This window comes from Pigmentiphaga litoralis (assembly GCF_013408655.1).
Lineage (GTDB): Bacteria > Pseudomonadota > Gammaproteobacteria > Burkholderiales > Burkholderiaceae_B > Pigmentiphaga > Pigmentiphaga litoralis_A.
Map to the genome: position 1 here is coordinate 844,559 of NZ_JACCBP010000002.1, position 13,024 is coordinate 857,582.

The window sequence follows — 13,024 nt, forward strand, 5'->3', positions numbered from 1 at the left end:
ACCATGAATGCACTGAAACTCAGCGTCCTTGCGGCGGTATCCGTTGCGCTGGCTGGCTGCTCGTCGATGAACCCGACGCCCTTCACCGAGTCGCAGGTCAAGGACCGCGTCGCGGCCGACCGGGCCGGCATGTACGCCGACCAGGAGCCTATCCTCGAGCCCATCACGTTCGAGGAAGCCGCCGCGCGCGCGCTGAAGTACAACCTCGACTACCGCCTGAAGCTGATGGAAACGGCGCTGGCGCAAGGCCTGCAGGACGTGTCGCGCTGGGACATGATGCCGCGCCTGCTGGTCGGGGCCGGGTACGCGTCGCGCAGCAACGATTCGGGCGGCCGGTCGATCGGCATCGTGAGCCGCGAAGAGACGCTGTCGCCGTCGACATCGCAGGAACGCAACCACACGCAAGCCAATGTGGAGCTGTCCTGGAACATGCTGGACTTTGGCGTCTCGTACTACCGCACCAAGCAGAAGGCGGACCAGTACCTGATGGCCAAGGAGCGCGAGCGCAAGGTCATCCAGAACGTACTGCAGGACACCCGCAACGCCTACTGGCGCGCGCTGGGTGCGCAGAAGCTGATCGCGCGTGTCGATGACCTGATGACCCGCGTCGAAGCCGCGCTCAAGCGTTCGCGCCAGGCCGAACAGCAGGGCCTGCTGCCGCAACCGACCGCGCTGGCGTACCAACGCGCGCTGCTCGATGCCGTCAGCCTGCTGTCGGTCCGCCGGCAGGAACTGGAGCTGTCGCGCGCGGAACTGGCGGCGTTGATGACACTGCCGCCGGGCACGACCTACACCCTGGCCGACATGGCCGAGCCGACCTTGCCACCCGTGCCGACGAACGTCAGTGCACTGGAAGAAATGGCCTTGCAGCGTCGTCCGGAACTGATGGAAGAGTGGTATCGCAAGCGCGTCACGGCCAACGACATCAAAGCCGCGATGATCCTGGCCATGCCCGGCATCCAGTTCGATTTCCTGAACGCCCAATACGACTCGAACCGTTTCCTGTACAACAATTCGTGGATCGATTCGGGCATCAGCGTGTCGTGGAACCTGTTCCGCCTGGCCTCGCTGCCAGCCTTGCAGCGCGCCCATGAAGCGCAGAACAAGACCGACGACTACCGCCGCATGGCGCTGGGCATGGCGATCCTGACGCAGGTCCGGATCGGTGTGCAGCGTTACGCGCTGGCCGCCAATGACCTGCGCCTGGCGCGCGAGTCGGCGCGTGTCGATGCACGTCTGCTCAACTATGCGAAGGCTGCCGCGACCACCCGCGTGGACTCGGAACTGGAAGTGATCCGTGCGGAAGCACGCGACCTGCTGACCACGTATCAACAGTTCGCAAGCTATTCGAACGCGCAGTCGGCCTGGGGCCGCCTGTACAACTCGATCGGCCTGGATGTGTTGCCCGAGCAGATTGCCGGCCTTGATGTGACCACGCTGGCGCAGTCGATTGCACGCACCACGGCCGAGTGGGAACAGACCACGTTCCAGTCGTCGCAGCCGGTCGGCGGCGCGATGCAGCCCCTGCCCGTGTCGATCGACGAGGCGCCCGCAGGCATGGACCGCGCCGCCTTGGCGCAGGTGGGAACGGACGCGTTGATCCGCCACGAAGTGCTGGCGCGCAGCACCGGCACGCCCCAAACACTGCGCCTGACCGTCACGGTGCAGGGCGGTCAGGTGGGGACCCGGACCGCGACGGTATCGATGCGCCTGACGGATGCCGAAGGCGCGGCGCCCCGCGTGTTCACCTACGCCGCGGTGGTTGGCGAAGTCACGCAGCGCGCGCTGGGCGGTGTGGTCGATGCCGCCATGGCCGCGAATGCGCCGAAGCTGGTGGCCGCGCTGGAAGCGGCGCCGGTCGCCGTGTCGGTGGCCCCCGCCCCCGCCCCCGCCCCCGCCGACGCCATGTCAATGGCGCCGCAGCACCCGTTGACGGCCAGCGTTCAGCCCCTGCGTATTTCCGGAGACGTGAAATGAATGGCCTTCGTTATTCTGCGCTCGTGCTGGCCTGCGGCCTGATGACCGCAACCGCATCGGCCCAGACGCCGGCGCCCGAAGCCATGGACCCGAACATCGTGCGGGTCATGATCTCGCCTGACAAGGAAACGACCCTGGCCGCGCCCATGAACGGGCGCATCAAGACCCTGGGGCTGACGCTGGGCAGCACCTTTCCCCAAGGCCGCACGCTGGCCACGTTCGACTGCAGCGAGAACGACGCGCGCGCCAAGATCGCCGCGGCGGAATTGAAGGCCGCGCGCGAAACCTACGAAGCCAAGGTGCGTCTGCAGGGCCTGCAGGCCGCCGGGGACGTCGAGGTCAACCTGGCCGCTGCCGCCGTGGATCGCACGGTCGGTCAGGTCGAACTGGCGCAGGTCCAGAACGCGCAGTGCGCGGTCGTCGCGCCGTTCGCGGGCCGGGTCGCCAAGATTTTCGTGCGCCAGTATCAGGGCGTAAACATCGGCACGCCCATGGCCGAAATCATCAGCAACGGCCCGCTCAAAATTCGGCTGAATGCCCCGTCGCGCTGGCTCAAGACCCTCAAGGTCGGCACGCCGTTCGACGTCGCGGTCGACGAGACCGGGGTCACCTATGCCGCCAAGGTGTCGGCGCTGGGCGCGCGCGTGGATGTGTCCGCGCAGACCATCGAGATCGAAGGCCAGTTCACGGCCGTCCACCCCGGCCTGCTCGCGGGCATGAGCGGCACGGCGCGATTCGCAGGACTTAAATGACCGCTGTTTCTGCGTTGTGGCAGGCGGAAGACAGCTGCCGCAAGGCCCGCACCGTCGATGCCTTGAGCTTCACCATCGTCAATGAGACGTGGCAGGTGCTGCCTTACCGCCAGGCCTCGTTCTGGCGCTTTGGCGCCACCGGCGCCGACCTGGTCGCCGTGTCGGGCCTGGCGGCGTTGTCGGAAGACAGCCCGTTCACGGTCTGGACGCGGCGCCTGGTGCGCGCGATCGCCAAGGACTTGCCGGATACCGTCCAGGTCGTCGATCTGGAGGCGATGCCAGCCCCGATGTCAGACCCCGCGGCGTCGGCCGACACGCCCGCCTTGCCTGCGCTCACCCCCGCCCTGATCGATGGCTGGGAAGAATGGTGGCCGGCGCATCTGGTGGTCGTGCCGCTGGTGAAAGATGGCGAACGCCTGGGCGTCTGCCTCTTCGTGTTCGAGAACGCGCCGAACGAGACCGAGCTGGCGATCTTTGACCGGCTGCAGGCGTGCTGGTCGTATTGCGCCTGGGCGCTGACCCGGGTCCGCAAATCGCCCATCGGGGTCAGGGTGCCACGCGGACCCAAAGTCTGGCTGGCGGCTGCGCTGCTGATCGCGTTGATGTGCGTGCCGGTCCGTCAGAGCGCCCTGGCGCCCGGTGAACTGGTCGCTTTGAAAGCGATCGCAGTAGCCGCACCTCTGGACGGTGTCATCAAGTCCTTCGAGGTCCAGGCCAACCAGCGCGTCAAGGCCGGCGCCTTGCTGTTCTCCCTCGACGACACCACGCTGCGCAACCGCCGCGAAGTCACGGCCCGCGCGCTGGAAGTCGCCGCCGCGGAACTGCTGTCCGCGCAGCAACGCGCGTTCGACGATGGCAAGGCGCGCAGCGAGGTCACGGCGCTGCAGGGCAAGATCGCCGAACGGCGCGCCGAGCTGCATGCCGTCGAAGAACAACTGAAGCGCATCGATGTGGTCGCGCCGCGCGATGGCATTGCCGTATTCGGTGACACCAACGATTGGCAGGGCAGGCCGGTGGTCACGGGCGAACGGGTCATGCAGATCGCCGACCCGCAAGATACCGGGGTGCTGGTCTACCTGCCCGCCGCCGATGCCATCTCGCTCGATGAAGGCGCGCCGATCCGGCTGTTCCTGCATGTGGCGCCGCTATCACCGGTCGACGCCACCCTGACCGAGACCAGCTACCAGGCCGTGCTGTCGCCCGACAACGTCGCGTCGTACCGGCTGCGCGGCGCGATCGGCGATGCCGGCAAGGACGTGGCCCGCATCGGCCTGAAGGGCACGGCCAAGATCTACGGCCATCGAGTGCCGGTCGTCTACTACCTGCTGCGCCGTCCGCTGGCCGCGCTGCGGCAATGGACCGGGCTGTGACTCCTGCTGAACCGCTGCCGGACCTGCGGCAGGATCTGTCTCTGCTGCCGGCCAGCGACAACCGCGACGGCTCGCCGGCCTGGATGATCCAGGACGCGGTCGCCAACCGCTTCTACCGCATTGGCTGGCTTGAATTCGAAATGCTGTCGCGCTGGCAACCCGATGGCGACGCGGTGCTGTCCGCCGTGCATCAGGAAACCTTGCTGCGGCCCGGCAAGGACGCGCTCGACGCCTTGCTCGCCTTTCTGCGCCAGAACTACCTGGTCCGCACCGAGACGGCCCGCGCGGCCGAACACCTGGCGTCCGTATCGGCCACCCGCCGGCAATTTGGCTTGAAGTGGCTGCTGCATCACTACCTGTATATCCGTATCCCGCTGGTGCGCCCCGATCGGCTGCTGGCCAACGCGCTGCCCTACGTGTCCTTTGTCTACACGCGCACGTTCCTGTTCACGCTTCTGACCCTGGGCCTGCTCGGCCTGATCCTGGCGTCGCAGCAGTGGGACAGCTTCCTGGCCAGCGTGCAGGACAGCTTCACGCCCGCGGGCGTGCTGGCCTACATGGCGGCCCTGGCCTTTGCCAAAGTGCTGCACGAACTTGGCCACGCCTTTACCGCCACGCGTTATGGCGTCCGGGTCGCGCACATGGGCGTCTCGCTGGTCGTCATGTTCCCGATGCTCTACACCGATACGTCCGAGTCGTGGAAGCTGACCAACCATCGCCAGCGGCTGGCCATCGTATCGGCCGGCATGATGGCCGAAATGGGCCTGGCGCTTCTGGCCACCCTGGGCTGGAGCATTACCGAAGACGGCGTCATCCGGTCCGCGCTGTTCTTTCTGGCGACCACGTCGTGGATCCTGACGCTCGGGGTCAACGCGAGCCCCTTCATGCGCTTCGATGGCTACTTCGTGCTGTCGGACCTGCTGGACCTGCCCAACCTGCATGCCCGCAGTTCGGCATTCGGCCGCACCTTCGTTCGCCGCCGCCTGCTGGGCTGGGATGAGCCCGCCCCCGAGGTGCTGTCCCCGCGCCTGCAGATGGCCCTGACCGCCTTTGCCCTGACGGTGTGGGTCGTGCGTGCCGTGGTGTTCCTGGGCATTGCCGTTGCCGTCTACCTTTACTTCTTCAAGGCGCTCGGCATCTTCCTGTTCCTTGTCGAGATCTGCTGGTTCATCGTCATGCCAATCTGGTCCGAAATGAAAGTCTGGGCGCGCCGCCGCAGCGAGATCCGTGTCAGCCGCAAACTGATCGCCTTGAGCGTGCTCATGATTGGCATCCTGTTCCTGGCGTTGCCCCTGCCGCATGGCGTCCGGGCACCCGGATGGACGCACGCCGAAAAGACCCTGGCGGTCTATGCGCCGTTTCCGGCCCGCGTGTCGCAGGTGCGCGCGCCCGGCCCGGTCGCGGCGGGCGATGTGCTGCTCACCCTGGAATCGCCGGACACCACCGCGCGAGGCGAACGGTCCGACGCGGCCACCGCCACGCTGTGGGCGCAGCTGCGCCGTGCCGACGCCACCGAAGCCGACGCGGCGCAACGCGGCCTGCTGAGCAGCCGGTTGCGCCAGGAAATGGCCGAACGCGTCAGCGCCACCGAAGAGATGCGGCGGCTGGAACTGATCGCGCCCTTCGCGGGCACCCTGGCCGATCTGGATCCGCTGGTGCAGTCCGGCGCATGGGTCAATCCCACGCAGGCCCTGGGCACGCTGGTCGACGCCCACACCTGGGTCGCCGATGCCTTCGTCAGCCAGGACGCGCTGCGCCACCTGGCCTTGAACGACACGGCCAGTGTGTACGTGGGCAGTACGTTCGAACCCCTGCGCGCCACGGTTATCGGCATCGATACGACGCGCACGCTGGCCTTGCCCGACGACATGCTCGACGCTGCCCATGGCGGACCGATCCGGGTCAGCACCAATAACAAACGCGAAGTGCAGCATGCCCTGTACCGTGTAAGACTGCGCCTGGCCGAGCCGCTGCCCCATCCCCGTACCGCGCTGGTCGACGTGGTCATTCATGGTCAACCCTATGCGATTGCCGCCGACTGGCTGCGCACGCTGGGCAGCGCCATCATCCGGGAAAGCGGGTTCTAGCCGGGCATGTTCCGTGCTGAGCAGTAAGGGAGTGCCTGACCAGGCATCATGCGGCGTCCCGCCGCATACCCGTCCCATTGCAGACGCAAGGAGAACCATCATGGCAGAACTCAATTCCCCCAATACCCTGATCTCGTCGGACCGTGTCGAAGGCACCACCGTTTACAACAAGGTGGGAGAAAAGCTAGGTTCGATCGACCACGTGATGATCGAAAAGCGCACCGGCCAGGTTCGTTATGCCGTGCTGGAATTCGGCGGCTTCCTGGGCATCGGCACCGATCGTTATCCGCTGCCCTGGAACGTGCTGGAATACAGCACCGACCTGGACGGCTACGTCGTGCCGCTGGATCAGGCACAGCTGGAAAACGCACCGCGCTACGACACGTCGACCGCGGCGCCGGAATACAACGAAGACTATGCCAAGTCGGTGTATCGCCACTACGGCACCGAGTGGTGATCTTGCGTTGCTGAGGTTTCCAGGGTGAGGGCGGAGCCCTTGCCTTGGCGGGATGGCCCGTGCTGTGTATGACGTTGTCGTGACAACGCCAGCCACAGTCCGGGCCATTCGTCCATCCGCCACCTGTCCATTTGACGTCGTATTGCCGCAATCTCACCGATCCGTCACGATCAGGCAACGATTGGCAAGGAGACTGAGATGGATCTGCAAACGTTTACCGTACTCGCCGCAATCGCCCCGGTCGTGGTGGCCTGCCACTACTACCGCCAGACCCAGAACCGCCGCAAGAAGCGCTGGGCACCTGTCATCCTGCAACTGAAACGCAGCGAAGACCTGGATAGATAAGGCAACGCTTATGTTTCAAACATAAGCAGGAAGTTATGTATCAGCGCGGTGCGTGCGGTCGGGCGCACTGTTTCGCTCGGCGAGTTGCTTCAGGAAGCGTTGGATGACTGCTGCCCGATTGCCGTCGGCCGTCCCGGCCATGTGCGGGCTGAGCAGGAAATCGTCGACCTTCCAGAGCGGATCATCCGTGGCTAGCGGTTCCGTTTCGAACACGTCCAGATAGGCGTGTCTTACCAGACCAGCGTCGTGGGCAGTCTGAAGCGCGGCATTATCGATGACTGCACCGCGCGAGACGTTCACCACGTTCAAAGGGCGCTCCGCCTTCAGGTGGGCGATCGTGCCTTGATGGAACAGCCGGCGCGTCGATTCCGACAACGGGCAAACGAAGAAGACCCAGTCTGCATCGGCAACCCAGGTATCGAACGCCGCGTACGTGGCGGTGGGCCACCCCTCCGACACCTGCTCGCCGTGCTGTCGAAGCACACGACAGTGCACGCCCAGTGCGTCCAGGTATCGGCCCAGCGTTTTGCCGATTTCGCCCCAACCGACGATCAAGGCGTCCAGACGATCCAGAGCGCGAATATCCTTGTGTTTCAAGGACCGCCAGGTACGCGCGTCCTGCTGCGCACGGGCGACATGAAGCGCCCGTGCGAAGTACAGGAAGCCGCCTAAGGCGGTCTGCGCAACAGTGGCCGCATTGGATCCGGCACTGTTCGTGACGGTGACTCCCCGGGATTGCAATGCACGGTAGATGGGGCGATCAAGTCCGGATGCGTAGGTGTGCACCCATTGCAGGGCAGGCGCGTGGGCAAGCGCATCAAAGAATTCAGCCGTATGCGGTTCGAGTCGACTATCGGTGGATGCGCCAAACACGTCTCGCGTGACAAGTGCGGCCTGGGCAGCCGACGCTTCCGCCATCCCCAGCAGTAGCACCGTGTTGCCGGGCCGGTCCAGCAATCCGGCCGAAATCAGTTCTTTGCGTGCCTCATCAGAACACAGCAGTCTCATTGCATCACCTTGGCAGCGCCTCAAGAAACCGGCGTCGATCGGCAACTTCTTTCGCAATGAACGCCTGCAACTCCGGTTGCGCAAGCGGTAGCGTGTCTTGCCGGTTCTCTTCCATGAATGCTTGCCAGGCGGGACGCTTTTCCACCGCTTCCAGCGACCTGACCAGTTTGTCCACGATGGGTTGCGGCGTTCCCTTGACCACCATGACACCTCGCCACAGTGTCTCTACGACGTCGTATCCCTGCTCGCGGAACGTGGGAATCTCTTTGAAGAATGCACTTCGCTCTGCACTGCTGATGCCGAGCAGTCGAACGTCGCCGCTGCGGACTTGCGCGCTTGCCGTGCTGGGCGTGATCACGGCGGCATTCAGATGGCCTCCCATCAGCGCCAGCAAGGCTTGATTGCCGCCTTGGAACGGCACCCAGGTAGCGGAAAAACCAGCCTTCTGTTGCAGACGATAGAGCACATATTGATGAAACCCGGCGCTCGCGAACCCGCCGATGTTGACGGCCTTGGGATCACGTTTCATGGCGTCGACCAGATCCTTCATGGTCCGATAAGGACTGTCCTTCAGTACCGCGATGCTTGAGGGCTCCGTTTGCAAGGCCCGAAGAAAGATGAAGTCGTCCGGCTTGAAGCGGCTGTCTTTCTCCGCCATGAGGAAGGAGGTAGATCCTGTTGCGGACACGATGGTCAGTCCGTCTGCCGGCGCATTCTGCGCCAGGTTCATCCCTACGGCGCCTGTGCCCCCACTGCGGTTCTCAACGACAACGGTCTGCCCGACCAGGTCGCCAAGTTCTTTGCCGAGTACCCGCATCATGCTGTCGAGCGGCGAACCCGCCGCTGACGTAGTGATGAAACGCAGTGGCCGGTCGGGCCACTCGGCGGCACGTACCGAGCCGGTCGCCATAGCTCCTGCAATCAGTGTGAAACCAAGAAAGTCGCGGCGTTTCATGAGTGTCTCCTCGTTGTTATCTGCCGGTCCGATCAGAAAGTGGCTTGCTCGTCGTCTTCGCTGTGGCGCAGGCTCCGCGTCGGATAAGGCTTGGCCGGCAGCGCGCGCAACACCGCTTCGTCGATATCCAGACCCAGACCCGGCGCGTCCGGGACGGTGATGTACCCATTGACGGGGGTGAGGGCCTGTTTCGACACGCTGGCGGAGAATTGCTCAAACGGGACGAAATATTCAGTGATCGTGAAGTTGGGCATGCAGGCTGAGGCATGCACCGTCGCAGACAGCGAAAGCAGGGTCGAGTTGTAGTTGTGAGGCGACACCGCAATCATTTCAGACTCCGCCTGCGCGGCGATCAACAGCAGCTCAAGAATGCCTCCGCAATTCGACACATCAGGATTGATGATGTCGGCGGCGCGGTCGCGAAACACCTGTCTGAAGTCACCCCGGCCGTAAAGCGCCTCACCCGTCACGATCGGGATCGTGGTGGCATGGCGAACTTCACGTATCGCGTCCATGTTTTCCTTCTGGCACGGTTCTTCGATCCAGTAGGGTTCGAACACCTCCAGGCGCTTGGCCAACTCGATGGCATGGACCGGTGCAAGCCGACGGTGCAGATCGAGCAGGATTTCGACATCCTGACCGACTGCGTCGCGCACGGCGCGCACCACCTCCACAGCATGCCGGATGTGCTGGCTTGGTATGTAGGTGCGCCACGGCCGCGGCAGCGGATCGAACTTCAAGGCGGTGTGGCCTTCGGCAACGACTTTTTCCGCGGCGCGGGCGTAGTCATCGGGCGTCTTCAGCTTGTAGCCCCAGCCGTTGGCATAGACGCGGACCTTGTCACGCGTCTTGCCGCCCAGCAGGCGGTAGACCGGCTGTCCGACCACCTTTCCTACAGCATCCCACATCGCCATTTCGATGCCCGACAACGCGCTCCAGAATTCCAGTGAAGACCTGCGTTGGGCGTAGTCGTCGAAGGCGACTTGGCAGAAGTAGCGGATGTTGAAAACGTCTCTGCCGACCAGGTAGCGAAGCAGTTCGCGTGCTTGCGCGGCGACGGCTTCGTCACGGTCGTACTGGCTATAGCTTTCTCCCCAGCCCACCGTGCCATCTTCCAGTTCGATGCGGATGAAGATCAGGTTTTTGCGCCATCCCGGATGGACGGGCAGACATTCGACGGCTTTGACTTTCATGTGGTGTCTCCGTTGGTGTGCGGGACAGCCTACGCAGATCTGTGCGACTTGAAAACGATATGGATGTGGGATAGCGTGATATCAAAACCGTATCTGGCAATTAAGCGACCCATGGCTAAACACCTTGATGTACGGCACCTGAAAGCAGTGCTTGCCACCGCCGAAGCAGGATCGTTGCATCGCGCAGCAGCGATTCTTCACACCTCTCAGCCGGCCTTGTCCCGCTTGCTTCGCGAAGCGGAAGAACGTCTGGGACAAGTCCTTTTCGAGAGAACCGCAAAAGGTAGCAGGGTGACTGCCGCGGGCGCGCTGGTTGAGCAGGTGGCACGCCGGGTAACGTCCGACATTGCCCGGCTTGGTGATCTGACCGACAAAGCTGCCTGGAAACTGAGAGTGGGATGCATCCCACGTGCGTTGGGTTCTGTGATGCCGCGTCTGCTGCACGCCCCCCCGGAACTGCTCGGCAACGTCGAGATCGACTTGCAAGAAGATGACAGCCCCACCCTCAGCGCGTTGTTGCAACGCGGGGCGCTGGACATTGCCATCCTGACGCCGCCCGCAGAGCACCTGCCTGACATTCTCTACCGGCGCTTCTACATGGATCGCAATGTGTTTGTATCGGGTCGCACGAAGGCGCTGGGGCATGATCACCCGTTGACCGTCGACGATCTGGCAAGGCATCCCTTTGTTGCGCCGGCGGCCGGCACCCCATCTCGGGCGGAGTTTGACCACTACTGGCTTCAGCACGCCGTACAGCCTCCGGTGTGCCGGATGGCAGCACGGACCTACGACGCCATCGCCAGCGTGCTGCCAGGCACGCAATTGCTGTCCGTCATGCCGCAACAGGTCGCGCAGCGGCACGTGCGCGGCGGTACGCTGAGAATCCTTGAGGTGGCCATTCCGCTGCCTGAGCGCCCGATACATATTGCGTGGTCCGTGCATGCCCTGCAGCCGATTACCGATCAAGTCATCGAGCGGCTGCTTCCACTTCGAAGAGACGACAACGGGCCGAAGCGCTGACCCACGCAAAGTTTTCTTTTCGCTCGCCCCCAGCTTTATTGGCTTTGCAGGGCGTGGCGAGTCGGCCATGATGGCGGTCATTCCTTCTGGAGCCATCATGCCCACGACTACATCCCGCGGTGCGGACCTGCTGGTCCGGTCCCTGGCCGACGCCGGCGTCGACACGATCTTTACGCTGTCCGGCAACCACATCATGCCGATCTTCGACGCCTGCAAGGACGCGGGGATCCGGCTCATCCACACGCGGCACGAAGCGGCGGCGGTGCACATGGCCGATGCGTGGGCGCGGTTGACGGGCAAGGTGGGGGTGGCGCTGGTGACGGGCGGGCCGGGGCATGCGAACGCGGTTGGCGCGCTGTACACGGCGGCGCAGGCCGAATCGCCGGTGGTGTTGCTGTCGGGCCATGCGCCGCTCAACCAGCTGGGCAAGGGCGCGTTCCAGGAGATGGCGCAGGCGGATCTGGCTGCGCCGCTGACCAAGGCGTCGTGGACGGCGCAGACCACGGACGGACTTGCCGAGGACATGGCGCGGGCGTTTTCGACGGCCTTGTCGGGCCGGCCGGGGCCGGTGCATGTCAGCCTGCCGACAGATGTGCTGGACGCTTCGGTGGGGTCGCCGCGCGCGGTGCCCGAGGGGGCCTGGCGGGCGTCGCCGGTCGTTCCCGATCCGGACGTGCTTGGGGACATGCTGTCGCGCCTGCGGTCGGCCCGGCGGCCGTTGATCCTGACTGGCCCGGCATTGCTGACGCGGCCGGGCCGCGCGGTGTCGGCGGCGCTGGCTGCGTCAACGGGGGTGCCTGTGGTGGGCATGGAGAGCCCGCGCGGGGTGGGTGATCCGTGCCTGGGCGCGTTTGCCGAGATGCTGGCGCAGGCCGATTGTGTGTTGCTGCTGGGCAAGCGCCTGGACTTCACGCTGAAGTTCGGTCAGGCGCCTGCCTTGGCTGCCGATGTGACGGTCATGCAGATCGATGCGGATGACAACGAGTTGGCCCGCAGCCGGGCTGCCTTTGGCGATCGGCTGCGGGCGACATGCGCCGGCGATGCCGTGTCGGGTGCGCAAGGATTGATGGCTGCCGTGGCGCAGGCAGACGCCGGAAGCACCGTGCAGGCCGCAGCGATTGACGGGGCGTCTGCAACGGGCGGTGGTGCCGGGGACGGTCGTGCGCAGGGCAGTGGCTCGCAAAACCTTCGCGCCGATGACAAGGCTGCCGACTGGCGGCAAGCGGTCGCCGCCGCTATCGCGTATCGGCCAGCGGCGTGGGCCACCGCGACGGCGGGCGTGCCCGACCGTGTGCATCCGGCGGCGGCCTTTCGTCCCTTGCAGACGCTGCTCGACAGCCACCCCGACGCGGTCCTGGTGGTGGATGGCGGCGAGATCGGGCAGTGGGCGCAGGCCTGCCTGTCGGCATCGCATCGTGTCATCAATGGTATTGCCGGGTCCATCGGATCGGCATTGCCGTTCGCGGTTGCGGCGCGCGTGGCGGTGCCCGGCGCACCCGTTGTCGCCGTGCTGGGGGACGGCACCTTCGGCTTTCACGCCGCCGAGTTCGATACGGCGGTGCGCTGCGGCCTGCCCATGGTCGTTGTCGTTGGCAACGATGCGCGCTGGAATGCCGAATACCAGATCCAGGTGCGCGACTACGGCCGCGATCGCACGATAGGCTGCGAACTGCTGCCGACCCGGTATGACCAGGTTGCCGCCGCGTTCGGCGGGCATGGCGTGAACGTGACGGATCCGGCCATGATGGACGCGGCCGTGCAGGAAGCCGTCGGCAGCGGCAAGCCGGCGTGCATCAACGTGATGATGGAAGGGCTGGCGGCGCCGACGATCCGGCGCGGCTGAGCTTCCCGTACGGTTCC

11 protein-coding genes are annotated in these 13,024 nt (G+C 64.9%); 8 read left to right on the forward strand and 3 right to left on the reverse strand.

Translation table 11 applies throughout. The features are described from left to right. The first annotated feature begins 3 nt into the window (after positions 1 to 3). From HD883_RS23800 to HD883_RS23825, 6 genes are all read left to right on the forward strand, one after another. On the forward strand, positions 4 to 1,977 hold the full coding sequence (locus tag HD883_RS23800) for a TolC family protein (RefSeq protein WP_218863585.1): 1,974 nt from the start codon (positions 4 to 6) through the stop codon (positions 1,975 to 1,977). Continuing rightward, positions 1,974 to 2,729: an efflux RND transporter periplasmic adaptor subunit gene (locus tag HD883_RS23805; RefSeq protein ID WP_179589446.1), complete on the forward strand. Its 756-nt coding sequence runs from the start codon at positions 1,974 to 1,976 to the stop codon at positions 2,727 to 2,729. The genes HD883_RS23800 and HD883_RS23805 overlap by 4 nt, the downstream gene beginning before the upstream one ends. After that, the gene (locus HD883_RS23810; protein ID WP_179589448.1) at positions 2,726 to 4,099 is read left to right on the forward strand and encodes an efflux RND transporter periplasmic adaptor subunit; all 1,374 of its coding nucleotides are present in this window, start codon (positions 2,726 to 2,728) and stop codon (positions 4,097 to 4,099) included. Before HD883_RS23805 ends, HD883_RS23810 begins: the two co-directional genes overlap by 4 nt. Beyond that, the gene (locus HD883_RS23815; protein WP_373563457.1) at positions 4,096 to 6,186 is read left to right on the forward strand and encodes an HlyD family efflux transporter periplasmic adaptor subunit; all 2,091 of its coding nucleotides are present in this window, start codon (positions 4,096 to 4,098) and stop codon (positions 6,184 to 6,186) included. The genes HD883_RS23810 and HD883_RS23815 overlap by 4 nt, the downstream gene beginning before the upstream one ends. 100 nt (positions 6,187 to 6,286) lie before the next feature. Further along, positions 6,287 to 6,643 (forward strand): PRC-barrel domain-containing protein, encoded by a 357-nt coding sequence (locus tag HD883_RS23820; RefSeq protein WP_179589452.1) that lies wholly within the window; start codon positions 6,287 to 6,289, stop codon positions 6,641 to 6,643. A gap of 198 nt (positions 6,644 to 6,841) precedes the next feature. Then, complete coding sequence (locus HD883_RS23825; RefSeq protein ID WP_179589454.1) at positions 6,842 to 6,988, forward strand: hypothetical protein; 147 nt, start codon at positions 6,842 to 6,844, stop codon at positions 6,986 to 6,988. Between the two features lie 33 nt (positions 6,989 to 7,021). Here HD883_RS23825 and HD883_RS23830 read toward each other — a convergent pair whose 3' ends face one another. From HD883_RS23830 to HD883_RS23840, 3 genes are read right to left on the reverse strand one after another with little or no spacing between them, the layout of a single operon-like run. After that, positions 7,022 to 7,996 (reverse strand): NAD(P)-dependent oxidoreductase, encoded by a 975-nt coding sequence (locus tag HD883_RS23830; protein WP_179589456.1) that lies wholly within the window; start codon positions 7,994 to 7,996, stop codon positions 7,022 to 7,024. A 4-nt stretch (positions 7,997 to 8,000) separates the two neighbouring features. After that, a complete protein-coding gene (locus HD883_RS23835) occupies positions 8,001 to 8,951 on the reverse strand; it encodes a Bug family tripartite tricarboxylate transporter substrate binding protein (RefSeq protein WP_179589458.1) in 951 nt (316 codons plus the stop codon). Between the two features lie 32 nt (positions 8,952 to 8,983). Beyond that, on the reverse strand, positions 8,984 to 10,144 hold the full coding sequence (locus HD883_RS23840) for a mandelate racemase/muconate lactonizing enzyme family protein (protein WP_179589460.1): 1,161 nt from the start codon (positions 10,142 to 10,144) through the stop codon (positions 8,984 to 8,986). A gap of 111 nt (positions 10,145 to 10,255) precedes the next feature. Here HD883_RS23840 and HD883_RS23845 point away from each other — a divergent pair, with 111 nt between their 5' ends. After that, positions 10,256 to 11,164, forward strand: coding sequence for a LysR family transcriptional regulator (locus HD883_RS23845; protein WP_179589462.1), 909 nt, complete (start codon positions 10,256 to 10,258; stop codon positions 11,162 to 11,164). A gap of 97 nt (positions 11,165 to 11,261) precedes the next feature. Beyond that, positions 11,262 to 13,007 (forward strand): thiamine pyrophosphate-binding protein, encoded by a 1,746-nt coding sequence (locus HD883_RS23850; protein ID WP_179589464.1) that lies wholly within the window; start codon positions 11,262 to 11,264, stop codon positions 13,005 to 13,007. Positions 13,008 to 13,024: the final 17 nt, after the last annotated feature.

Excerpts from the sequence above, each read along its gene's own strand:
- HD883_RS23800 (WP_218863585.1), top strand. The coding sequence starts at position 4 with ATGAATGCACTGAAACTCAGCGTCCTTGCGGCGGTATCCGTTGCGCTG.
- HD883_RS23805 (WP_179589446.1), top strand. The coding sequence starts at position 1,974 with ATGAATGGCCTTCGTTATTCTGCGCTCGTGCTGGCCTGCGGCCTGATG.
- HD883_RS23810 (WP_179589448.1), top strand. The coding sequence starts at position 2,726 with ATGACCGCTGTTTCTGCGTTGTGGCAGGCGGAAGACAGCTGCCGCAAG.
- HD883_RS23820 (WP_179589452.1), top strand. The coding sequence starts at position 6,287 with ATGGCAGAACTCAATTCCCCCAATACCCTGATCTCGTCGGACCGTGTC.
- HD883_RS23825 (WP_179589454.1), top strand. The coding sequence starts at position 6,842 with ATGGATCTGCAAACGTTTACCGTACTCGCCGCAATCGCCCCGGTCGTG.
- HD883_RS23830 (WP_179589456.1), bottom strand. The coding sequence starts at position 7,996 with ATGAGACTGCTGTGTTCTGATGAGGCACGCAAAGAACTGATTTCGGCC.
- HD883_RS23835 (WP_179589458.1), bottom strand. The coding sequence starts at position 8,951 with ATGAAACGCCGCGACTTTCTTGGTTTCACACTGATTGCAGGAGCTATG.
- HD883_RS23840 (WP_179589460.1), bottom strand. The coding sequence starts at position 10,144 with ATGAAAGTCAAAGCCGTCGAATGTCTGCCCGTCCATCCGGGATGGCGC.
- HD883_RS23845 (WP_179589462.1), top strand. The coding sequence starts at position 10,256 with ATGGCTAAACACCTTGATGTACGGCACCTGAAAGCAGTGCTTGCCACC.
- HD883_RS23850 (WP_179589464.1), top strand. The coding sequence starts at position 11,262 with ATGCCCACGACTACATCCCGCGGTGCGGACCTGCTGGTCCGGTCCCTG.